We start from the raw sequence: 21508 nt of genomic DNA on the forward strand, positions 1-21508 counted from the left end.
GGGCGCGGCGGAGCGGGGTTTCCGCCTGGTGGGACGCGGCTCAGTGGCTGCGTTTGAGCATGGCGTCGGCGAGCGCGTCGGCGGCCTCGCCGAGTCGCCGGCCCACCGCGTCGAGGCGGGCCAGCAGCTCGCGCTCGCGCAGCGTCTCCATCCGCAGCGGGCCGCTGAACAGCTCGGCGAGCCGGGCCTGGCAGAGCTGCCGCAGGCGGTTGCAGCACTTGCGGGTGGCGAGCACGGCGACGGTCACCGAGCCGGGGTCGTCGAGCATCTTCAGCACGGCCGCGTCCAGCTCGGCCAGGCCGTCGATCACCGCCTGCAGCGGCTCGACGGCGAAGCCGAGGTCCTCCGGCCCGAACAGGTCGGTTTCGCGTACGTAGTCGCGCAGGTGGTCGAGCACGTCGTCGATGGACCGGGACAGCCGGAACAGGTCCTCCCTGTCGATGGGGGTGGCGAGCACCCGGCGCAGGGTCTCCACGAGCTCGGCCCGCGCCGCGTCCCCCTCGTGCTCCACCTCGGCCATCCGGGCCCGCGCGGCCGACCGGTCCGTCGCGCCGGTGGCGGTGGCGCGGGCGAGCCCCGCCCCGTCCCGCACGACCGCGATCTGCCCCCGGACCAGGTCGACCACCCGCCGTGCCGACCGCCCCCGCAGGTCGTCCCAGGCCCGCGCGAACCGGCGGGCACGCCCGCGCGCGCCGGTCACAGCAGCCTGAGGGCCAGCCCCGCGAGGCAGCCCAGCGCCAGCGACGACGGCAGCGTGACCAGCCACGCCGTTCCCATGTTCACCACTGCCTGCCATCGCACCCTCCTGGCTCCTTCGCTTGCCGCCACGCCGACCACGCCGGCCGTGATGGACTGGGTCATGCTCACCGGGCTGCCGAGGGCCGAACTGCCGAGCACGGCGCCGGTGGCCGCCGTCTCCGCCGAGACGACGTGCAGCGGCCGGGTGATGACCAGGCCGCGGCCGAGCCGGGCGCCGACCCGGGGGAGACCCGCCAGCGCCCCGGCGAGGAAGAGCGCCGCGAGGACGGCCATCCACACCGGCGGCACGTCGACCGGGCCCACCCGGCCGAGCCCGCCACGGCCCACGCCGATCGCCACGCTCGCGACCGCGATCATCTTCTGGCCGTCGTTCACCGCGTACGCGAGGCACTGGGCCGCGTACGCCAGCAGGTGGGCGGTGCCCACGAGCCGGGGCATCCGCTGGTAGGACGGCACCCGGCGGGACGCCGTCCCGAGCAGGTAGCCGAGGGCCAGCCCGGCCAGGGGCGCCCCGGCCCCGACCGCGAGGACGGTGGCCACCCCCCGCCACGACACCGGCAGACCCGCGCCGAGCCCGGCGCCGGTGATGCCGCCGATCACGGCGAGCGTGAGGCTCGTGGGCAGGCCGCGGCCGGTCAGGATCGCGACCACCGTCACGGCGACCACCACTCCGGTGAGGAAGGCCGCCGCCCCCTGCCCGGTGTCCAGCCCGGCCAGGCGTTCGGTGAACGTCCGGGCGACCGTGACGCCCAGCACGTACGGCCCGGCGAACAGGGTCGCGGTGAGCAGGACGGCGGCCGTCCAGCCCGGGGAGCGGGGGAAGCGCAGCCCGAGCCCGATCAGGGTCGCCCCGTCGTTCGCCCCGCTGATCACCGTGAAGAGCACCGCCGCCGCGGCGAACGCGAGCGTCCACCCCATCAGAGGTAGGGCCGCTGGTCACGCTTGGCCTCGTCGTAGCGCTCGCGCGCGGCGCGCGCCTCGGCGAGCCCGGACACCTCGGCCACCGGCACGTCCCACCACGCCTCGGCGCCCGGCGCGGGGCCGGGGACCGTCTCGACGTAGACCACGGTCGTGCGGGGGGACGCGACGGCCTTGGCGAGCGCGGCCCGCAGGGTCTGCGGATCGGCCGCCGTCAGCACGTCGGCGCCGAGGCTGGCCGCGTTGGCGGCGAGGTCCACCGGCAGCCGCGCTCCGTCGAGCCGGCCGTCCGGGCCGCGCATGCGGTAGGCGGTGCCGAGCCGGAGCGCGCCGACCGACTCGCTCAGCGCGCCGATAGAGGCGAAGCCCTGGTTGTCCACCAGGACGATGACGAGCTTGACGCCCTCCTGCACGGCGGTGGCGATCTCCTGGGCCATCATCAGGTAGGACCCGTCGCCGACGAGCACGAACACCTCGCGCTCCGGGGCGGCGAGCTTCACCCCCAGCCCTCCGGCGATCTCGTAGCCCATGCAGGAGTAGCCGTACTCGACGTGGTACTGCCCCGGGTCGGAGGCCCGCCAGAGGCGGTGCAGGTCGCCCGGCATCGACCCGGCCGCGTTGACCACCACCCCGCCCGCGGCGACCTCGTTGAGGACACCGAGCACGACCGGCTGGGTCAGCTCGGTCCCGCCGTAGAACCGGTCGGTCTCGGCCTGCCACGCGGCGGCGAGCTCGGCCGCCCGGCTCGTCCAGCCGGGGTCGGCCCGCCAGTCCACGTCGTCGAAAGCCGTGTCCAGCGCCTTCAGGGCCTCGCGGGCGTCGGCGACGAGCGTCTCGGCCGCGTGCTTGGCCGCGTCGAACGCCGCCACGTTGACGTTGAGGAACCTGGCCTGCCGGAACAGTGTCCGCGAGGCGGTGGTGAAGTCGCTGTAGCGGGTGCCGATCCCGATGACCAGGTCGGCCTCGCGGGCCAGGGTGTCGGCGGCACGGGTTCCGGTGTGCCCGATCGCGCCCACCGCGCACGGATGGTCGTACGGCACCGCGCCCTTGCCCGCCTGGGTCTCGGCCACCGGCACGCCGTGACGTTCGGCGAAACGGGCCAGCTCGGCGCAGGCGCCGCTGTACCTGACCCCGCCCCCGGCGACGATCAGCGGGCGGCGCGAGCCGCGCAGCAGCCCGGCGGCCCTGGCCAGGGCGGCGGGTTCGGGGACCGGCCGGGCCACGTGCCAGACCCTGCGCGCGAACAGCTCCTCGGGCCAGTCGTACGCCTCGGCCTGCACGTCCTGCGGCAGCGCCAGCGTCACCGCGCCGGTCTCGGCCGGGTCGGTGAGCACCCGCATGGCCCCCAGCAGCGCCGCCGGAAGCTGCTCGGGCCGGTTGACCCGGTCCCAGAAGCGGCTGACGGGCCTGAGGCAGTCGTTGACGCTGACGTCGTACGACCGGGGGTCCTCCAGCTCCTGCAGCACCGGCGAGGCGACCCGGGTGGCGAACAGGTCGCCGGGCAGCAGCAGGACCGGCAGCCGGTTGATCGTGGCCAGCGCGGCCCCGGTGACCATGTTGGTCGCGCCCGGCCCGATCGAGCTGGTGCAGGCGAGCGTGGACAGCCGGTCGGACTGCCGGGCGTAGCCGACGGCCGTGTGCACCATCGCCTGCTCGTTGCGGGCCAGGTAGTAGGGCAGCGGGTCGTGGGTGCCCGCGCCCTGCTCGGCCAGGGCCTGGCCGATGCCCGCGACGTTGCCGTGCCCGAAGATGCCCACGCACCCGGCGATCAGCCGGTGCTCCACGCCGTCGCGCTCGGTCCACTGCTGCGCGAGGAACCGCACCAGCGCCTGCGCCACCGTGAGCCTCGTCGTGTTCCTCATGACGCACCTCCGAGCCGGGGATCGACGGGCTGATCGGCCCACGAGTCGCGGATCCACGCGTGCCTCGGATCGTCGGAGAAGGCCATGGACCGCTTGTCCGCCGGGCCGGCCAGGACGTTCAGGTAGTAGAGGTCGTAGCCGGGCGCGGCCATCGACGGGCCGTGGTAACCGTGCGGGACGAGCACCACGTCGCCCGCCGACACCTCGGCCAGCGTCTCGTGGGTGCCGTACACCCGCTGGTAGCCGGGGCCGCCCTCGAAGTAGTAGATCTCCTCGAGCACCGCCTCGTGCTCCGACGGCGTGTCGTGCTTGTGCGGCGGATAGGACGACCAGTTGCCGCCCGGCGTGATCACCTCGACCGCCACCAGCTTGTCGCAGTCGAACGCCTCCGGGGAGCAGAAGTTGTTGACCTGCCGGGTCGCCTGCCCCGCGCCCCTGATCTCCACCGGCACGGCGTCCGCCGGGCCGTATCTGATCGGGAAGCGGCGGGTGGCCCGGGCGGCCGGGAGCGCGATCCTGCCTCTGCCGGTGATCGTGACCCGGGCGTCGATCGGCAGGTACGCGAAGTCGGTCGGCCCGGAGAACACCGAGAGGCGTCCGGTCAGCGAGAACCTCAGGCCGTCGGCGACGACGTCGCACGCCCCCGACAGCGGCAGGACGAGCATCTCCTCCTCGCCGGTGGACAGCTCCACCGGCCGGTCCGCCAGGTCCACGACCCGCAGCCCGGCGTACGTCCAGCCTGCGGCCTCGGGAGTGATCTCGACGTCCCAGGGGCCGGAGGCGGCCGTGCCGTGGGGAATGTAGGTCATGTGGTCTCCAGCAGGTTGACCGCGGCGTCCACGGCCGCCGCGACGTCGTCGTCCGGTGGATAGAGCAGCGCCCGGCCGGCGACCAGGCCGCGCACGCCCGGCAGGCGCAGGGCCTTGCTCCAGGAGTCCCAGATCTCGTCGGAACCGGGCTCGCCGCCGAGCAGCAGCACGGGCAGCGTCGTGGCCTCCAGGACGCGTTCCATGTCCTCGGTCACCGGGAGCTTGAGCCAGGTGTGGGCGGAGGTCGCCCCCAGCCCCTGGCCCACGCTGATGGCGCGGATCATCGCCTCGGGCGACAGGTCGTGCCGCACCACGCCCCCGACACGATGGGACCAGAACGGCTCGATCATCGCCATCAGCCTGTGCCGCGCGAGCTGGGTGACGGCCTGCCCGCAGCTCGCCAGCGTGGCGGCGGTCGCGTGGTCCTCCAGCCCGATCCGGCAGAGCATCTTTCCGCCGTCGAAGCCCATCGCCGCGAGCGAGTCGGCGTCGTAGGCGGTGAAGCGGTCGTCGAACTCGAACGCCGCCCCCTGGACGCCGCCCCGGTTCATCGAGCCGATCACGATCTTGTCGTCGAGGGCGCCGAGCAGCAGCAGGTCCTCCACGATGTCGGGAGTGGCGAGCAGCCCGTCCACGCCGGGCCGGGCCAGGGCGGTCGTCAGCCGGTCGAGCAGGCTGATCCTGCTCTCCATCGCCATCGGGCGCCCGGCCACGCCGAGCGCGCCCCGGGCCGGATGGTCGGCCGCGATGATCAGCAGCCGGCCGCGCCCGCTCAGCAGCGGACGGCGCCTGCGGACCGCGGCCGCCTGGGCCACCCGCTCCGGGTGCCAGGCCCGGTCGTCCAGCAGGCGGCGGTAGTCCTCCTCACGCATGCCCGGCGTCCCCCCTTCCTGATCGTCCATGAGGGACGTCCCCCTGGATGACGTTCCCCGGCTCCGGGGGCAGCCCCCGCGCGGAACCCCGTGTCACGACGGTCTCGATCTCGCCGAGGGTCGGCATCGCCGGAGCGCAGGCCAGCCGGCCGGCGACGATCGCGCCCGCGGCGTTGGCGAACCGCAGCGTCCGCTCCAGGGGCCAGCCCGCGAGCAGCGCGTGGCACAGCGCTCCGCCGAAGGCGTCCCCGGCGCCCAGCCCGTTGACGACCTCGACATCGACGGGCGGCACCACCGCCGTCTCGCCGGCCGTCATGCCCAGCACCCCGGCCGATCCCTGCTTGATGATCGCGAGTTCGACTCCGGCGTCGAGCAGGGCCCGGCCGGCCGCCTCGGGATCGCGCAGGCCGGTGGCCACCTCGGCCTCGTCGAGGTTGCCGACCGCGACCGTCACGTGTTCGAGCGCCTCGCGCACATGCCGCCGGGCCGTACGCGGGTCGGGCCAGAACATCGGCCGGTAGTCGAGGTCGAGCACGGTGTGCGGGGCGCGTCCCCGGGCCTTCAGCGCCGTCAGGTGCGCGCCGCGCGACGGCTCGTCCGACAGGCCCGTCACGGTCGTCCACAGCAGCGCGGTGCCGGTGACGGCGGCCAGGTCGAGCTCGGCGGGGAGGATCTCCAGGTCGGGCGCCTTGGGCCAGCGGTAGAAGAACAGCGGGAAGTCCTCCGGCGGCCGGATCTCGCAGAACGTCACGGGGGTCGGCAGGCCGGGCACCGCGGTGACGTAGCGGTCGTCCACGCCGTACTCGCGCAGCGCGTCGTGCACGAACCGCCCGAACGGGTCGGCGCCGGTGCGGGTGATCACGGCGGCGCGGCGGCCCAGGCGGGCGGCGGCCACGGCCACGTTGGTCGGGCTGCCGCCCAGGTATTTGCCGAAGGTCGTCACCTGCCGCAGGGAGACCCCGACCTCCAGCGGGTAGAGGTCGACCCCGACCCGCCCCATGGTCAGCACCTCCGGCGCGGCCGCCGCGGTGTCTGCTTCAGTGCCGGTCACGCGTCCTCCGGGGAGGCCAGGCCCGTGAGGTAGGCTAGGCTCGCGCGCACGTCCTCCACGGGATCGGCGTCGGCCGACGTGAGGATCACGTCCTGCTCCATGACATACCAGCCGGTGTACCCGGCGGCCGTCAGACCGGAGACGATGCCCGCCACGTCCACATCGCCGCGGCCGAGCGGCCGGTACATCCCGGCCCGCACCGCGTCGGTGTAGGTGAGCTCGCCCGCCCTGACCCGCCCGGCGAGGCCGGCGTCGACGTCCTTGAGGTGCGCGTGGGCGATCCGCTCGGGGGCCTTCCTGACGACGTCCAGCGGGTCGGCGCCGCCGGCCAGCAGGTGCCCGGTGTCCAGGCAGAGGGAGACGGCCGAGCCTTCCAGGACCCGCTCCACCTCCTCGCCGGTCTCGACCAGGGTGCCCACGTGGGGGTGCAGGGTGACCAGGTGGGAGATCTCCCCGTCGATCCGGTCGAGGTTGGACAGGAGCGTCCGCCAGCCCTCGTCGTCCAGGGCGGGGCGTCCGTCGTAGCCGTCCACCCCGGTCGCGGCGGCCAGCACGACCACCGCGTCCGCCTCGAAGGCGCCCACCGTGTCCCGCAGGGCGGGCAGCGGGTCGTGCGCCGGGTCGTGCAGGACGACCGGGACGAAGCCGCCGATCGCACGCAGGCCGTAGCCGTCGAGCAGGGCGGCGCGGCGGTCCGGCTCCGGCGGCAGGAACCCGTCGGGGCCCAGCTCGGTGGCGGTCAGCCCGAGCGCGGCCATCTCGGCCAGCACGCGCTCCGGGGTGAGCTGGTGGCCCCAGCCGGGCACCTCGCAGACCCCCCAGGAGATGGGGGCGGCGGCGATCCTCACTTGGTCACCTCCACCACGCGGACGGGACGGTCGGTCCGGCGGGACAGGTCCGCCGCCTCGGCCACGTACAGCGCGGCCAGGGCGTCGCGGACCGTGCAGGGGCTCTCCCGCTCGCCCCGCGCCGCCTCCAGGAAGGCGGTCATCTCCGCGACGTACGCCTCCTCGAACCTGGCCTGGAAGTCCGGCCAGGGGTCGCCGTCCGGCGCGAAGCCCTCGGCCGAGCGCAGCGGGGTGCGCCCGCCGAGCCCCGCCGCCCAGGCGCCGCGGGTGCCGGCCAGCTCCATCCGCACGTCGTAGCCCGCGCCGTTGTAACGCGAGCCCTGCAGGGTGGCCAGCGTGCCGTCGTCCATCGTCAGGATCGCGGCGCTGGTGTCCACGTCGCCCGCCTCGGCGAAGTACTGCTCGCCGCGGTTGGCGCCGGTCGCGTAGACCGTGTCCACCTCGCGCCCGGTGACCCAGCGCAGGATGTCGAAGTCGTGGATGTGGCAGTCGCGGAAGATGCCGCCGGACAACGGGATGTAGCCGGCGGGCGGAGGCGCGGGATCGGCGGTCATCAGGTGGACGCGGTGCAGCACACCCAGATCGCCGGAGCGCAGCGCGTCGCGGGCGGCCAGGTAGCCCGCGTCGAAGCGGCGCTGGAAGCCGATGTGCACGACGGCGCCAGTGCGCTCGACGGTCTCGGCGACCCGCAGCGTCTCCTCCACCGTGGGCGCCGCCGGCTTCTCGCAGAACGCCGGGACGCCCAGCTCACAGGCGCGTTCGAGTGCCTCCGCGTGGGTGGACGTCGGGGTCGCGATCACCACCGCGTCCGCCTCGAAGGGGTCGCCGACCGTCGCGGAGAAGCGTGCCGCCACCTCCTCCGCCCGGCTGCGGTCCACGTCGGAGACCACCAGTTCGTCCGCGAGACCGGCAAGGGTGGCGGCATGGAAAACGCCTATGCGGCCAAGGCCCAGCAAACCCACACGCATGTGTCAGCTCCTCGTCCAGGGGCCTCCAGTTCTAGATGAGCGGAAGGTAAAGGTCAAGAGTTTGTCCTGACATTCGGATGAACTATCATCCCGATGAGAAAAGCGTGACTCAGCGCTCGACGAGCGTGACCTCGAGGGAATAGTGCGAGGCCCGGTACACGTGCGAGCCGTGCTCGACCGCCCGGCCCTGGTCGTCGTAGGTCGTGCGGACCATCGTGAGCAGCGGGCAGCCGCGCCGCTCCTCCAGCAACCGGGCCTCCGCCGGGGTGGCGGCGCGGGCGCCGATGCGCTGGTGCGCCACCCGCATCCGGATGCCGGTCTGGCGGAGCATCTCGTAGAGCCCGCGCTCCATCAGCGACTCGGCCGTCAGCGGGGCCAGCCCGACCGGCAGCCAGTTGTGCAGCAGGGCGAGCGGCTCTCCCATGGCGTACCTGATCCGCTCCAGCCGCAGCACCTCCGTGCCCGGTTCGACGCCGAGGGCCGCGGCGACCTCCTCCTCGACCGGTACGGTGTCCAGGGACAGCACCCGGGTCTCCGGCTCCTGTCCGGCCCTGCGGAGGTCGTCGTACAGGCTGGTGAGCTCGACCGCGCGCTTCACCTGGCCGTGCACGACCTGGGTGCCGACGCCGCGTTTGCGGACGACCAGGCCCTTGTCCACGAGGAACTGGATCGCCTGGCGGATGGTGGGGCGGGAGAGGCCGAGTTGCTCGGCGAGCTGGATCTCGTTGTCCAGCCGGGAGCCGGGGGGCAGCTTGCCGGCCTGGATGGCCTCCGTGATCCGCTCGGCCACCTGGAAGTAGAGGGGCACGGGGCTCGACCTGTCGAGGTCGATGTCCAATCTGGTGACTGTCACGACTCGACGGTAGCTGACATCAGAATGTCTTGACCAATGCCGCCGTGGCCCGATTAACGAGAGATGTCCAGTTCGCAACGGCGGTCATTATGTCTTGACAAACTATTCACGTGACGTTCATCGTGGAGCACACCGCGGCGCCGGATCGGGGCTCTGGGCGGCGCCCGACGACCCCCGAGAGGCAAGAGGAGTGACGCCACCTTGAGGCGTACCCGGAAGATCGTTCCCCTGGCACTGCTCGCGCTCGCCGTCGCCGCCTGCGCGCCCTCCACCGGCCCGGACGCGCCGTCCTCCGCGACGAGCGCAGAGCAGCCGCTGCCCGGCCCCTCGATCGACGCGTCCCTCGACCTGGACGCGCTGGTCGCCGCCGCGAAGAAGGAGGGCGGCCTGCTCGTCTACGACTCCAGCGGCGACATCGAAGAGGTGGCCAAGGCCTTCACCGCCAAGTACGGCATCCCCATGGAGGGGGTGAAGTCCGACACCCCGCAGACCGCCGAGAAGATGACGAGGGAGCACGCGGCCGGCAACGTCACCATCGACGCGGCCATGTACGAGGACGGCGGGGTGCTGGTCGGCCAGCTCATCCCGCAGGGCGTCGCCCGGACGTGGGTGCCCGCCGACCTGAAGGACCAGATCCCGGCGGAGAACCAGAACCCGCTGCTCGCGCTGTCGAAGGCCACGGTCTTCGCGTACAACACCAAGCTCTCGCCCGGCGGATGCCCGATCAAGAACGTGTGGGACCTGACCGAGCCGGAGTGGGCGGGCAAGCTCGTCATGCAGGACCCGCTCGGCAAGCCGACCGTGCTGTCGTTCTTCACCCAGCTCGACGCGCACGGCAACCAGGCGCTGGAGCAGGCCTACCAGGCGAAGTACGGCAAGCCGCTGCAGACCCAGGAGAAGAGCGCCGCCTACGAGTGGGTCAAGCGGATCTCGGCCAACAAGCCCGTGCTGACCGGCTCCGACGAGGACATCTCGGCGGCGGTGGGCGCGCCGAACGCCACCGACAAGAAGATCGGCTTCATGTCGATCTCGAAGTTCCGCAACAACGAGGACAAGGGATACGCGCAGGCGACCTGCGAGGGGATGGCGCCCTTCGTGGGCTTCAGCTACCCCAAGTACGTCGCGATCGCCGCCAAGAGCAAGCACCCCAACGCGGCCAAGCTGTACGTCCACTTCATCATGACCGAGGAGGGCGTGAAGCACGAGATCGGCGAGGGCGGCGTCTCCGGCAACAGCACGGTGAAGCCGCTGGTCACCCCGGCCGGCCTGAGCGACTGGAAGGGCCAGCTCTTCCACACCGACCCCGCGGGGCTGCTCGGCGACCTGCGCAACCGGCAGACGGTCTCGGACTTCTGGCGCGTCAACCACGGCTGACCCGGTGAACGGAACGGCCCCCGGGAACCCCCGGGGGCCTTCTGATGTGTCCGCTGTGTCCGCGTCAGCCGCGCGGGTCCCAGCCGTCGGTGTCCACGTCAAGGCCGAGCTTGTCCGCGATGTCGTCCCACTTCGTGAACTTGAAGTTCGTGATCTCCCGGTCGGGCTCGGCGGGGGTGTTCTCCCCGTCGTGCGCGACGAACAGGCCCTCGTCGAAGTCGCCCAGCGGGACGTTCAGCACGGTCGAGCCGTCGCTGTGCTCGACGCCGTCGCGGCCGTTCTTCTCGCCCACGCGGAACTGGCCGAGGTAGGCGTTGGACCCCTCCCTGCGGTAGACGGCGAAGGTGCTGTCGCCCTGGCTGGAGGCCAGCAGGTAGCCCTTGCCGTCCTCGCGGTAGTAGATCGTCAGGCCCTCGGCGTCCGCCGCCAGGTGTTTGCCGCCGTAACCGGGATCGGCGCCGGGCGTGCACTCGTCGGTCGCGGCGTCGTACGTGCCGGGCACGCCGAACTCCTTGGTCTTGTCCACCAGCACCGGAGTACCGGTGAGGTCGGCCCGGATCCGCCAGATGCCGACGTCCTCCTGGGCGGCGTAGAGCACGTCCTTCTCCTGGTCCACGACCATGCCCTCGACCTGCGGCTGCACTCCGGGCTCGTCGCACGGGGCCCAGGTCTGGCCGTTGGGCAGGGCGAACGACGCGGGCAGGTCGAGCGTCCTGACGAGCTGGTAGCCGACCTTCCCGCCCGGCTTGGGCAGCAGCTTCACCAGCCCGACCGAGGTCCGGTGCCGCCGGCTGACCAGCGCGTACGTCCCGGTGGAGTCCGTCCAGGTGGCCAGGCCGTACGCCGTCTCCTTGTCGTTGACCTGCTCCTGCGTGGAGTTGAAGACGAACGGCGCGGCCGGGTCGGTCACGTCCGTGAGCCGGCCGTGGGAGATGGCGTAGATCCTGAGTTGGTCGCGGCCCCGGTCGGAGACCACCGCGAGGTCCCGGCCGCCGAAACCGTAGGCCACGTCGACGTTGTTGAACCTGCCGACCTCGTCGTCGGGGCCCGGCGCGGCGGGCGCGGGCAGGTGCTGGACCTCCCGCCCGTCGAGGTCGTAGACGAAGAGCCCGGCCTGCTTGGCGGTGCCGATCACCACGCTGTCGTCCGAGTCGTGGGGGTCCACCCAGATGGCGGGGTCGTCGCCGTTGGCGTTGCCGCCGGCCTCGTCGTCGTACAGGGCGGGGGTCTCCACCTGCGGGTACACGGTGGCGACGCCGCTGCTCGACGCGGGGACCGCCGCCCCGCCTATCAGGGAGATCGTCAGGGTGGCAAGGAACAGCCCGGACAGGGGACGCATCGCGCCTCCTCGGTTGGGGGATGATGTCGCCTCGACCGTAATGACCAATTAACACCAATGCAATAGGTCATCCTTATGTCATGACATATTCACCAGAACTTCGGTTGCGCGTCCTGGACCCTCGATGGCACAGTCGCACACCGGAGGGGAAGGAGCGCGGACGTGGGACTGTTCACCGAGGCCATGGGGCAGGTGGCCGCGGGCGTGGCGGTGGTGACGGTCAAGGACGACCGCGACGACCTGGGCACGACGGTCGCGACCCTGATGTCGGTGTCGCTCGACCCGCCGCTCGTGCTGATCAGCCTCGACTCGGCCGGATACCTCGCCGAGGTGCTGCTGCGCAGGGACCGGTGGGCCGCGAGCGTCCTCGCGGACGGCCAGCAGACGGTCGCCTCCAGGTTCGCCACGGCCGGACGGCCGGGTGCCCGGCTCCTGCTGGCCGGGGTCGCCCATCATCGCGGCGCGCACAGCGAGGCGCTGGTCGTGGAGCGTGGGGTGGCGGCGATCGAGGCCGAGACGACGCAGGTCGTCCCGGCCGGCGATCACACGCTGTTCATCGGGGAGGTCCTCGGCGTCGACTACGTCGACGCGTCGAAGGCCCCGCTCGTACGGCTGCGCTCCCGCTACCGTCCGGTCATCTGATCGTCCACCAGCCCGGCAGCACGAGCGGGCCGTACGCCGGGAGGCCGAGCTGCCCGGCCATCCGCGCCAGCGGTCCCCACGCCTCCAGGCGCACCCGGGCGAGCGCGGCCGACTTGTCCTCGCTGGACTCCGGCGGGCGCAGCCGCTCCAGCGGGTGCATGCGGGGATAGGTCCGTACGGGGGCGTCGCCGGCCAGCCCGGCCCGGCGGCGGGCCAGGGCGAGGGCGTCCTCCAGGCCGCCGAGCTCGTCGGCGAGACCCGCCGCCCTGGCGTCGGCGCCGGTCCACACGCGGCCCCTGGCCAGCTCGTGCGCCCGCTCCTTGGTGAGGCCGCGGCCCTGTGCCACCTTCCCCACGAAGTCGTCGTAGATGCGGTCGAGCCAGGCGTTCACCCGCTCCCACTGGGCGTCGGAGAACGCGGTGGACGGCGAGAACATCCCGGCGTTGGCGCCCTCGGCGACCGACTCGGTCACCACGCCGAGCTTGCCGAGCAGCTCGCCGACGACGGGCTTGCCGCCGAACACGCCGATCGAGCCGGTCAGCGTGCCCGGCTGGGCCACGATCACGTCGGCGGCCATCGACACGAAGTAGCCGCCCGAGGCCGCCAGGTCGCCCATCGACACGATGACCGGCTTGCCCGCCCGGCGCGCCAGCACGACCTCACGCCAGATCGCGTCGGAGGCGACGTACGACCCGCCGGGGCTGTCCACGCGGAACACGATGGCCTTGACCTTCTCGTCCCGCCGGGCCGAGCGCAGGGCGGCGCAGATGGTGTCGGAGCCCATCGCGCCCCCGCCGCCCAGCGGGGAACGGCCGCTGCGCCCGAGGCGGATCATGCCGTTGCCGTGGACCAGGGCGACCGTGTCCGCTCCGGGGCGGGGGAGCCTGCCGGCCAGCGCGCTCTTGGCGTACCGCGACACGTAGAGCAGGTGCGCGCCGTCCTCGACGGTCTCCGCGTAGACCTCGTCGCGATACTTCAGCCCGTCGACGAGCCCGGCCTCGACGGCCTCCGACCCGATGAACGGGCCCTGGTCGATCAGCTCGCGCACCCGCTCCGGGGCGAGGCCGCGGGCCTCGGCGATGCCGGCGACGATCTGCTCGGTGACCGACTCGGCGATGCGCCCGGCCGACTCGCGGTGGGCGTCGGTCATGTGGTTCTGGGTGAAGGTGTTGGCGGCGGTCTTGTACTCGTGCCGCTGGCCGATCTGATACTCCACCCCGGCCTTGGCGAGCGCGTCGCGCAGGAACCGCTGCTCCAGCGCCACCCCGGTCAGGCCCACGTCGCCGGAGGGCTGGAGGTAGACCCGTTCGAAGGCGCTGGCCAGGTAGTAGGGGACGGTGCCGGCGCCGAACTCGCCGAACGTCTCGGCGAACGCGACGGTCCGCTTGCCCGCGGCGCGCAGCTTGACCACGGCCGTGCGCAGCTCCTGCACCATGCCGAGGCCGAGGGGGTTGCCGCCGATCTTGACGATCAGGGCGGTGACACGAGGGTCCTTGCGGGCGCGGCGCAGGCCCGACAGCACCTCGGTGAGGCGCGTCTTGCGCATGGACAGCAGGGCGGTGACGGGGTCGGCGGGCGGGCCTTCCGACAGCCCCTCGGTCAGGTCCAGTTCCAGCACGAGCGGCGCGGTGCGGCGCTGCCGCAGCTTGCCGACCGTTTCTACGATCGTCCTCGTCGCGTCCATAAATGCCACCATAAGCGAAGGTTTCGCCAGGATGGCCGGATGATCAGGGCCCCCGTGCGAGACGCACGGGGGCCCTGGCCGGCGCGAAGCGGTTACTTCAGGCCGTTGGACGGCGTCACTTGAGTCCGTTGGACATCGCAGTGATCAGCTCACCGTTGGAGGTGTCGCCGCTGAACTCCCAGAAGAAGGCCCCGCCGAGACCCTGGTTCTTGGCGTAGGTCATCTTGCCGCCGATCGTGGCGGGGGTGTCGTAGCTCCACCAGTTCGAGCCGCACTTGGCGTAGGCGGTGCCGGCGACCGTGCCGGTGGCCGGGCAGCTGGTCTTGAGGACCTTGTAGTCCTCGATGCCCGCCTCGTACGTGCCGGGCGCGGCGCCGGTGGCGGTGCCGCCGGGGGCGTCCTGGGTGACGCCGGTCCAGCCGCGGCCGTAGAAGCCGATGCCGAGCAGGATCTTGTTCGACGGCACGCCCAGGCTCTTCAGCTTCTGCACCGCGTTGTCGGTGTAGAAGCCCGCCACCGGGATGCCGGAGTAGGACGTGAGCGGCGAGTGCGGAGCCGTCGGGCCCTTGGCGTCCCAGGCGCCGAAGAAGTCGTAGGTCATGACGTTGTACCAGTCGACGTACTGTGCCGCGCCGCCGTAGTCGGCGAGGTCCATCTTGCCGCCGGAGTTGCCGTCGGCGGTGATCGCCGCGGTGATCAGGTAGTCCTTGCCGAACTTGGCGCGCAGCGCGGCCATCAGGTTCTTGAACGCCGCCGGGCCGCTGCTGTCACAGCTGAGGCCGCAGGCGTTCGGGTACTCCCAGTCGATGTCGATGCCGTCGAACACGTCCGCCCAGCGCGGGTCCTCGACCAGGTTGTAGCAGGAGTTCGCGAACGCGGTGGGGTTGGCCGCCGCCTGCCCGAAGCCGCCGGACCAGGTCCAGCCGCCGAAGGAGTAGAGGATCTTGATGTTCGGGTACATCGCCTTGAGCTTGCGCAGCTGGTTGAACGCGCCGCGCAACGCGTTGGGGTTGTCCCAGGTGTCCGCCTTGCCGTCCACGCTGTTGGCCGTCGTGTAGGCCATGTCGTAGTCGGCGTAGGAGTCGCCGATCGCGCACTGGCCGTTGGTCACGTTGCCGAAGGCGTAGTTGATGTGGGTGAGCTTGGCGGCCGAGCCGCTGCTCACGATGTTCTTCACGAAGTACTGCCGGCCGTAGACGCCCCAGTCGGTGAAGTAGCCCATCACCTTCTTGCCGCCGGGCGGCGGGGGCGAGCTCGGGCTCGCCGAGGGCGACGGCGATGCGGACGGCGATGCGGACGGCGAGGCCGAGGGCGAGGCGGACGGGCTGGGGCTCGGGCTCTTGCTCGGGCTGGCCGAGGGGGAGGCGGTCGGCCCGCCGGTGCAGGGCGCGCCGTTCAGGGTGCAGTTCAGCGGGGTCGAGCCGCCGGGCGCGCCGACGAAGCCGAAGCTCGCCGAGGCGCCCGCCGCGAGGCCGCCGCTCCAGGAGGGGTTCTTGAACGTGTAGTGGTTGCCGCTCTTGGTCATGGTGGCGTCCCAGGCCGAGCTGATCGTCGCGCCCGAGGGCATGTCGATCTCGACGGTCCAGCTCGGCAGGGCGTCCGACCCGGCCTTCACGGTGAACTTGCCCTGGAAGCCGGAGCCCCAGTCGGAGTCGACGGCGTACGTGGCGGTGGCGGGGGTGGCGGCGGTGGCGGTCCCGAGCGCGATCGGCGCGAGTAACGCTGCGCCCGCGATCACGGACCCCAGGAGGATCTTTCGCAACGGAGCTCCTGCTCTTGGGGGGTAAAGGACAGGAAAGTTTCCTATTAGTTAGGAGAGTAAGCACAGACTGCGAAGGGGTCAACGCCCTCGCACCCCTCTAAGCGTCGTTTAAGCCTCCGCTAAGGTCGCCGGCGCCGGCCCGGGCGACAGGAGAGTCTCCACTCCGGGGCGGGCGCGGCGGGCACCGGCTCTCGTACCATGAGTCGGTGTACGGCTTCGCCCGCTCCGTGTGGTCCGAGCCCCGTCCCCCCGATGCACCCGTACGGGTGTGGCGGGACTGGGCGCTCGTCGGGATGCTCGTGCCGCTCGCGGTGCTCGAAGGGGTGCTGCGGCCGGACCTTCCCTGGCGGCTCTTCGAGGTGGCCGTCACCGTCGGGCTTGCGCCCACCCTGCTGTGGCGGCGGACCCGGCCGCTGGCGATGCTCGGGATCTGCTTCGTCGCCACGGGCGTGATCCCGATCCTCGTGACCGGCACGACGCTCGACATGTACACGCTGGTATACATGCTGGTCCTGCCGTACGCGTTGTTCCGGTGGGGATCGGGCCGGGAGATCGTGACCGGCCTGGGAATCATGCTCGCCGCCGCCGGTCTCTCCGTGCTCGTCAAACACGCCGCCCTCTCCGACGTGGTCGGGCCGTTCGCCGTCATGCTCGCCACCACCAGCCTGGGCGGCGTGTTCCGCTATCGGGCCGGGGCGAGAATGCGCGAGCTGGACCAGGTCAAGCTGATGATGCGCGAGCAACTCGCCCGCGACCTGCACGACACGGTCGCGCACCACGTCTCCGCGATGGCCATCCGCGCACAGGCCGGGCTCGCCACGGCGGCGTCGCGGCCGGACGCCGCGACCGAGGCCCTTCGCGTGATCGAGGCCGAGGCGGGACGGGCCCTCGACGAGATGCGCGGCATCGTCCGCGTCCTGCGCCGGGACCGGCCGGCGGAGCTGACCCCCGGCCGGCGCATCGCCGAGCTCGAACGGCTCGCGAGCCGGGGCGGCTCCCACCACCCGGCGGTCGAGGTGGAGATATCGGGCGACCTGGACGGTCTGTCGCCGTCGGTCGAGTCCGCGGTCTACCGCATCGCCCAGGAGGCGGTGACCAACGCCGTACGGCACGCGCGCCGCGCCACCCGGGTCGAGGTGCGCGTCGCCGCCGACGAGACGGCGGTGCGCCTGTGCGTGCGCGACGACGGCGGCGGGGGCTCCGCGCGCCCGGCCGCGTCGCCGGGGTACGGGATCATCGGCATGAGCGAGCGGGCGAACCTGCTCGGCGGCACCTGCGTGGCCGGCCCCGACGGCGATCGGGGGTGGACGGTGACCGCGGTGCTTCCCCGGACCGGCGTCGCCTCATGAGCGAGTGGAGCGAGCGAGTCGGTGGGCACGGCGTCCGGGTGCTGATCGCCGACGACCAGGAGATCGTCCGCACCGGGCTCTCGATGATCCTCGACGCGCAGCCGGACATCGAGGTCGTCGGCACGGCCGCCGACGGGCGGCGGGCCGTCGAGCTCGCGCGGCGGCTGCGCCCCGACGTGTGCCTGTTCGACATCCGCATGCCCGGGACCGACGGCATCGAGGCGACCCGGTCCCTCGCCGGTCCGGACGTCGCCGACCCCCTCGCCGTCGTCGTGATCACCACGTTCGACCTCGACGAGTACGTCTACGCCGCGCTGAGAGCGGGGGCCCGGGGTTTCCTGTTGAAGAACGCCGGCGCCGACATGCTCGCGCAGGCCGTGCACGCCGCCGCCGGCGGGGACGCGCTCATCGCCCCGAGCGTCACCGCGCGGCTGCTCGGGACCTTCGCCCGCACCGGTCCCGCCCCGTCACCCGCGCAGCCCATCGAGGCGCTCACCTACCGGGAGGAGCAGATCCTCGCCGCCGTGGCGCGCGGCCGGACCAACGGTGAGATCTCCGCCGAGCTGCACATCTCGCTCAGCACGGTCAAGACCCACGTCGCCAGCCTGATGGCCAAGCTCGGCGCCCGCAACCGCGTGGAGATCGCCATCTGGGCCTACGAGACCGGCCGCGTCGGGAGCTGACCGGGGTCCCGGCCCCCGCGCCTTCGGCCGATCGGCGCGCTGCCGGGGCGGTGGCGTTCACCGTGATCTCGCCCAGTCCGGCACCCAGGTCCCGGCGGCGTCGTGGCCGGCCGCCGTGGCGGCGAGGTGGGCGCGGAGGGTGGCCAGCGCGGGGTGGGGGTTGTCGCGGTGCCACAGGAGCGAGTGCGGATAGACCGGCATGGGGTCGGTCACCGGGATGCGGCGCAGGCCGTGGCCGGCGGGCCAGACGACGCGGGTCTGCCCGCCCATGAAGGTGGCCAGGGCCGGGGTGTCGGCGATGGTGTCGAGGAGCGCGTCGGAGCCGAAGTTGGGGCCGGTCGCCTCGATGGTGAGGCCGAACTCGGCGACGAGGTCGTCGTAGTAGGCGGCCCACTCGGTGCCGGGGACGAGGCCGGGCATCCAGATCCGGTGCCCAGCGAGCTGGGCGACGGTCACCGACCGGGCGCCCGCCAGCGCGTGGGCGGGACCGGTGAGGAGCTGGAGCGGCTCGTCGAGCACCCGCACGGACGCGATGTCCGGACGGTGTCGAGGTCCATGCGGGACACCCTAGGGACACAACCGCCGGTTGTGGCCGGGCGGCCCAGTGGTTGTTTGATCTCGAAGCATGGCGCTCGCTTTGATGCTTCCGATCGCGGATCGGTTGTGCGGGTGAGTGGCGAGGGGCGTCGGACATGGGGAACGGGCACCGGCTGGGACGGCGGTTCGGATGGCTCTGGGCAGCGTACGGGACCAGCGCGCTCGGCACATGGCTCGCCTTCGGCGCGTTCCCGCTGATCGCGGTCCAGGTGCTGCACGCCGGGCCGGTGGAGGTCGCGGCGTTGTCCGCCGTGGGGGCCGCGGTGGGCGCGGCCGTGGCGGTGCCGCTGGGCCCGTGGGTGGAGTTCCGCCCGAGGCGGCCGGTGCTGATCGGGATGGACCTGGTGCGGTTCGCGGCGCTGCTGACGATCCCCGCCGCGTTCGCGCTCGGCGTGCTCTCCTTCGTCCAGCTCCTGCTGGTCTCGGTCGTCGTCGCGGCGGCCGACATCACCTTCCGCGCCGCCTCCGGCGCGTACCTGAAGACGCTGCTGCCGGCCGAGGACCTGCTCGTGGCCAACGCCCGATTCGAGTCCACGTCCTGGACGACCACGATCATCGGACCGCCGTTCGGCGGTGCCGCGATCGGGCTCCTCGGCCCGGTGGCGACGGTGGTGGCCGACGCGGTCAGCTACCTGCTCTCGGCCCTGGGCATCCGCGCGGCGGGCGGCCAGGAGCCGCGGCCCGAGCGCCGCGAGGCCGCGCGCACGCGGGCGGGGGACCTGCTCGACGGCTGGCGGTACATCCTCGCCGACCCGACGCTGCGCCCGCTGTTCTTCAACACCGCCGTGTTCAACGGCCTGCTGATGGCCGCCGATGCGTTGCTTGCCGTCCTGATGCTCGGCCGGCTCGGGTTCGCGCCGTGGCAGTACGGCCTCGCCTTCGCCGTACCCGCGATCGGCGGGCTGCTCGGTTCGCGGCTGGCCCGGCCGCTCGTCACCCGGTTCGGGCAGCACCGGGTCCTGGTCGTGACCGGGGTGCTGCGCGCGCTCTGGCCCGTCGGCCTGGCCTTCCTGGGGCCGGGCACCGGAGGGCTGCTGCTGGTGATGGGCGTCGAACTCGGGCTCATCTTCTGCTGCGGGGTTTTCAACCCCGTCTGTGCCACCTACCGCCTCGAGCGCACCGCCACCGATCGGGTCGCCCGCACGCTGTCCGCCTGGTCGGTGACGACCAAGGCCTCGACCGCGCTCCTGACGGCCGCATGGGGAGTGCTGGGCGGTCTGCTCGGCCCGCGTACGGCCATCGGCCTGGCCGGCGTGCTCCTGCTGGCGACCCCGCTGCTGCTTCCCCGGCGCGCCGCGGCGCCCCTCGCTCAGCCCGAGGCGGCACCGAGCCGGGCCTGACGGGCCGCCACGGCCGTCACCGCGATCTCATTCACCCAGCGCTGCCGGCACGGGTGGCCGGCGCCGTCGCCGAGGTCACGCGTCTTCCGGCAGCGGTTCGCCGGTCTCCAGCAGCGACTTCAGGCTCGCCACCACGTTCGGCCAGCCGTGGCTGACCATCTCGGCCAGGCTCGATCCGGGCTCGAAGCCGTCGTGCACGACGGTGAGCTTCACGACCTGCGCGGCGGCCTCCTCGATCGTGAAGGTGACCTTCGAGCGGGCCTCGCCGGACAGCCGGGCGAGCATCTCCTCGTCCCAGCCGAAGCGCTTGGCGAGTTCCGGGGTGATGGCGTGCCAGGTGTAGGAGAGCCGGCTGTAGGGTTCGGCCTCCAGCACGACCTGCTCCGGGTCGCTGATCAGCACGCCGTGGTTGTCCCAGGTCATCGGCGAGCCGACGGACCAGTCCGTCGTGAACTCCGTGGCCCAGTAGCGGCGGGTGAAGGCGGGCTCGGTCAGCGCCTGCCAGAGCTTCTGCGGGGTGGTGCGGATGTAGGTGGTGTAGACGAAGGTCGGCGCGTCCATCGGGGTCTCCTCCAGGGCGAGTTTCAGGTCCGCCAGGGCTTCGACCCTGGCCCGGTCGTAGCGGCTGATCCACCGGTGGGCGATCTCTTGTACGGGCGCGGCGTTGAGGTAGTGCAGCTTCTCCCGGCCCCGCCGCACGGTGGCGACGAGCCCGGCCTCCTCCAACACCGCGAGGTGCTTGCTGACGGACTGCCTGGCCATGTCGAGTCCGGCGCACAGCTCGCGCAGCGTCTGCCCGTTGCGGGCGTTGAGCGAGTCGAGCAGCGCGCGCCGGCTCGGATCGGCCAGCGCCTTGAACACCTCGTCCATGCCCGCCCTCGTACCCGGGTCGCCTGTCGATATGCAGCCTAACGGCTGCCTTCAATTTAGGCAGCCGAATGGCTGCCTGTCAACGCGCGCGGCTACGCTGCGCTTCGCCCCTCGGGACAGAGCGGGGAGTTCGGGGGGCCTTGCGGATGACCCACTCGGCGACGACGAGGTTGATCACCCATCCGGCGCCCATCAGCAGCGCCCGGGGGAGCGGGCCGGGCTCGCCGGCCAGCGCCATCCAGGGGCCGACGGTCAGGATCTGGGTGCCCGCGCCCATGCCGATCGCGTAGCCCCGCGTCATCCAGGCGCGGTGACGGGCGACGTCCCGGCGCCGGATCGCCGCGAAGCCGAGGACGAGGGACACGATCATGAGAGTGCCGAACACCAGCCGCTGGCCCACGAGGAGGGCGCTGTCGTTGGGCAGGTGGGGATAGAACAGCGTCATCCACAGACCCGTGAGCGCGCTGACGAGCCCGGACGGAACCACGAGCCGCCCGGCGGCGCGGTGCCAGGCGGGCATGCGGCGGCGCAATCCGTGGGCGAACTGGAGGGCCCCCAGGACGCTGAAGAGCGTGACGGCGATGATGTGCGCGACGACGGGCGCGGGCACCGCGAAATACCGGACGCTGTCGTGCGTGACCGGCCCGCCGCCGGCCAACTGGCCCAGCCGGGTGGCGCCGGCGATCACGGGGACGGCACTGAGCGCGATCAGCGCGGTGGGCACGAGCCACCGGGGTGCGAGCGTGGGCGCTTTCGTCGATTCGGTCATGCGCCCATCGTGGTCCGCGAGAGGGCGGCGGTTCATCGGCACAACGGCCGGATCGGCACCGCCCGATCGGCTGTCGATCGGGCGTACTTTCGGCCGATACGCCCTGCGTCCGGCGCTTCTTACGCTGGCATTCCCCACCGCCGAGGCGACGAGGAGAAT

19 protein-coding genes and 1 pseudogene are annotated in these 21508 nt (G+C 72.5%); 5 read left to right on the plus strand and 15 right to left on the minus strand.

All coding sequences use genetic code 11. The features are described 5' to 3' along the window. Window positions 1-40 precede the first annotated feature (40 nt). The 9 genes from Msi02_RS04650 to Msi02_RS04690 form a co-directional block, all read right to left on the minus strand. Window positions 41-700, minus strand: coding sequence for a DUF47 domain-containing protein (locus Msi02_RS04650; RefSeq protein WP_204047227.1), 660 nt, complete (start codon window positions 698-700; stop codon window positions 41-43). Further along, window positions 697-1677 (minus strand): inorganic phosphate transporter, encoded by a 981-nt coding sequence (locus Msi02_RS04655; RefSeq protein WP_204047228.1) that lies wholly within the window; start codon window positions 1675-1677, stop codon window positions 697-699. Before Msi02_RS04655 ends, Msi02_RS04650 begins: the two co-directional genes overlap by 4 nt. Then, window positions 1677-3539, minus strand: a complete 1863-nt coding sequence (gene iolD / locus Msi02_RS04660; protein WP_204047229.1) for a 3D-(3,5/4)-trihydroxycyclohexane-1,2-dione acylhydrolase (decyclizing) — start codon at window positions 3537-3539, stop codon at window positions 1677-1679. The genes Msi02_RS04655 and iolD overlap by 1 nt, the downstream gene beginning before the upstream one ends. Continuing rightward, a complete protein-coding gene (gene iolB, locus Msi02_RS04665; protein WP_204047230.1) occupies window positions 3536-4348 on the minus strand; it encodes a 5-deoxy-glucuronate isomerase in 813 nt (270 codons plus the stop codon). Before iolB ends, iolD begins: the two co-directional genes overlap by 4 nt. Then, the gene (locus Msi02_RS04670; RefSeq protein WP_079316761.1) at window positions 4345-5220 is read right to left on the minus strand and encodes a Cgl0159 family (beta/alpha)8-fold protein; all 876 of its coding nucleotides are present in this window, start codon (window positions 5218-5220) and stop codon (window positions 4345-4347) included. Before Msi02_RS04670 ends, iolB begins: the two co-directional genes overlap by 4 nt. Then, the gene (gene iolC, locus Msi02_RS04675; RefSeq protein WP_204047493.1) at window positions 5213-6220 is read right to left on the minus strand and encodes a 5-dehydro-2-deoxygluconokinase; all 1008 of its coding nucleotides are present in this window, start codon (window positions 6218-6220) and stop codon (window positions 5213-5215) included. The genes Msi02_RS04670 and iolC overlap by 8 nt, the downstream gene beginning before the upstream one ends. A 47-nt stretch (window positions 6221-6267) precedes the next feature. Continuing rightward, the gene (locus Msi02_RS04680; protein ID WP_204047231.1) at window positions 6268-7119 is read right to left on the minus strand and encodes a sugar phosphate isomerase/epimerase family protein; all 852 of its coding nucleotides are present in this window, start codon (window positions 7117-7119) and stop codon (window positions 6268-6270) included. Next, the gene (locus Msi02_RS04685) at window positions 7116-8087 is read right to left on the minus strand and encodes a Gfo/Idh/MocA family protein (protein WP_204047232.1); all 972 of its coding nucleotides are present in this window, start codon (window positions 8085-8087) and stop codon (window positions 7116-7118) included. Before Msi02_RS04685 ends, Msi02_RS04680 begins: the two co-directional genes overlap by 4 nt. A 109-nt stretch (window positions 8088-8196) precedes the next feature. Next, window positions 8197-8940, minus strand: coding sequence for a GntR family transcriptional regulator (locus Msi02_RS04690; protein ID WP_204047233.1), 744 nt, complete (start codon window positions 8938-8940; stop codon window positions 8197-8199). A 201-nt stretch (window positions 8941-9141) separates the two neighbouring features. On the opposite strand from Msi02_RS04690, the gene Msi02_RS04695 reads away from it, so the two are divergent. Then, window positions 9142-10314: an ABC transporter substrate-binding protein gene (locus Msi02_RS04695; protein ID WP_204047234.1), complete on the plus strand. Its 1173-nt coding sequence runs from the start codon at window positions 9142-9144 to the stop codon at window positions 10312-10314. A 64-nt stretch (window positions 10315-10378) separates the two neighbouring features. Here Msi02_RS04695 and Msi02_RS04700 read toward each other — a convergent pair whose 3' ends face one another. Beyond that, window positions 10379-11653, minus strand: coding sequence for a phytase (locus tag Msi02_RS04700; RefSeq protein WP_204047235.1), 1275 nt, complete (start codon window positions 11651-11653; stop codon window positions 10379-10381). A 162-nt stretch (window positions 11654-11815) separates the two neighbouring features. Here Msi02_RS04700 and Msi02_RS04705 point away from each other — a divergent pair, with 162 nt between their 5' ends. Beyond that, window positions 11816-12295, plus strand: coding sequence for a flavin reductase family protein (locus Msi02_RS04705; RefSeq protein ID WP_204047236.1), 480 nt, complete (start codon window positions 11816-11818; stop codon window positions 12293-12295). Here the strand turns inward: Msi02_RS04705 and Msi02_RS04710 are convergent. Together Msi02_RS04710 and Msi02_RS04715 are read right to left on the minus strand one after the other, a co-directional pair. Then, window positions 12288-13979 (minus strand): S49 family peptidase, encoded by a 1692-nt coding sequence (locus tag Msi02_RS04710; RefSeq protein WP_204047237.1) that lies wholly within the window; start codon window positions 13977-13979, stop codon window positions 12288-12290. The genes Msi02_RS04705 and Msi02_RS04710 overlap by 8 nt on opposite strands. A gap of 115 nt (window positions 13980-14094) precedes the next feature. After that, the gene (locus tag Msi02_RS04715) at window positions 14095-15741 is read right to left on the minus strand and encodes a glycosyl hydrolase family 18 protein (RefSeq protein ID WP_193201292.1); all 1647 of its coding nucleotides are present in this window, start codon (window positions 15739-15741) and stop codon (window positions 14095-14097) included. A gap of 206 nt (window positions 15742-15947) precedes the next feature. Here Msi02_RS04715 and Msi02_RS04720 point away from each other — a divergent pair, with 206 nt between their 5' ends. Further along, complete coding sequence (locus Msi02_RS04720) at window positions 15948-17090, plus strand: sensor histidine kinase (RefSeq protein ID WP_239108124.1); 1143 nt, start codon at window positions 15948-15950, stop codon at window positions 17088-17090. Next, window positions 17087-17773 carry a response regulator gene (locus tag Msi02_RS04725; protein WP_204047238.1) on the plus strand — a complete coding sequence of 229 codons (687 nt, stop codon included), beginning with the start codon at window positions 17087-17089 and terminating at the stop codon, window positions 17771-17773. The genes Msi02_RS04720 and Msi02_RS04725 overlap by 4 nt, the downstream gene beginning before the upstream one ends. A 57-nt stretch (window positions 17774-17830) precedes the next feature. On the opposite strand, the pseudogene Msi02_RS04730 reads toward Msi02_RS04725, so the two are convergent. Continuing rightward, window positions 17831-18319: pseudogene (locus Msi02_RS04730) on the minus strand (LysR substrate-binding domain-containing protein); the annotation flags it as partial. 146 nt (window positions 18320-18465) lie between these two features. Here Msi02_RS04730 and Msi02_RS04735 point away from each other — a divergent pair. Continuing rightward, on the plus strand, window positions 18466-19710 hold the full coding sequence (locus tag Msi02_RS04735) for an MFS transporter (protein ID WP_204047239.1): 1245 nt from the start codon (window positions 18466-18468) through the stop codon (window positions 19708-19710). A gap of 75 nt (window positions 19711-19785) precedes the next feature. On the opposite strand, the gene Msi02_RS04740 is transcribed toward Msi02_RS04735, so the two are convergent. After that, window positions 19786-20580, minus strand: a complete 795-nt coding sequence (locus Msi02_RS04740) for an ArsR/SmtB family transcription factor (protein WP_079316770.1) — start codon at window positions 20578-20580, stop codon at window positions 19786-19788. Between the two features lie 79 nt (window positions 20581-20659). Further along, entirely contained in the window at window positions 20660-21349 is a 690-nt protein-coding gene (locus Msi02_RS04745) for a DUF2306 domain-containing protein (protein WP_204047240.1), read from the minus strand. Between the last annotated feature and the right edge of the window lie 159 nt (window positions 21350-21508).

The sequence above is a fragment of the Microbispora siamensis genome, assembly GCF_016863095.1.
In the GTDB taxonomy this organism is placed as follows: domain Bacteria; phylum Actinomycetota; class Actinomycetes; order Streptosporangiales; family Streptosporangiaceae; genus Microbispora; species Microbispora siamensis.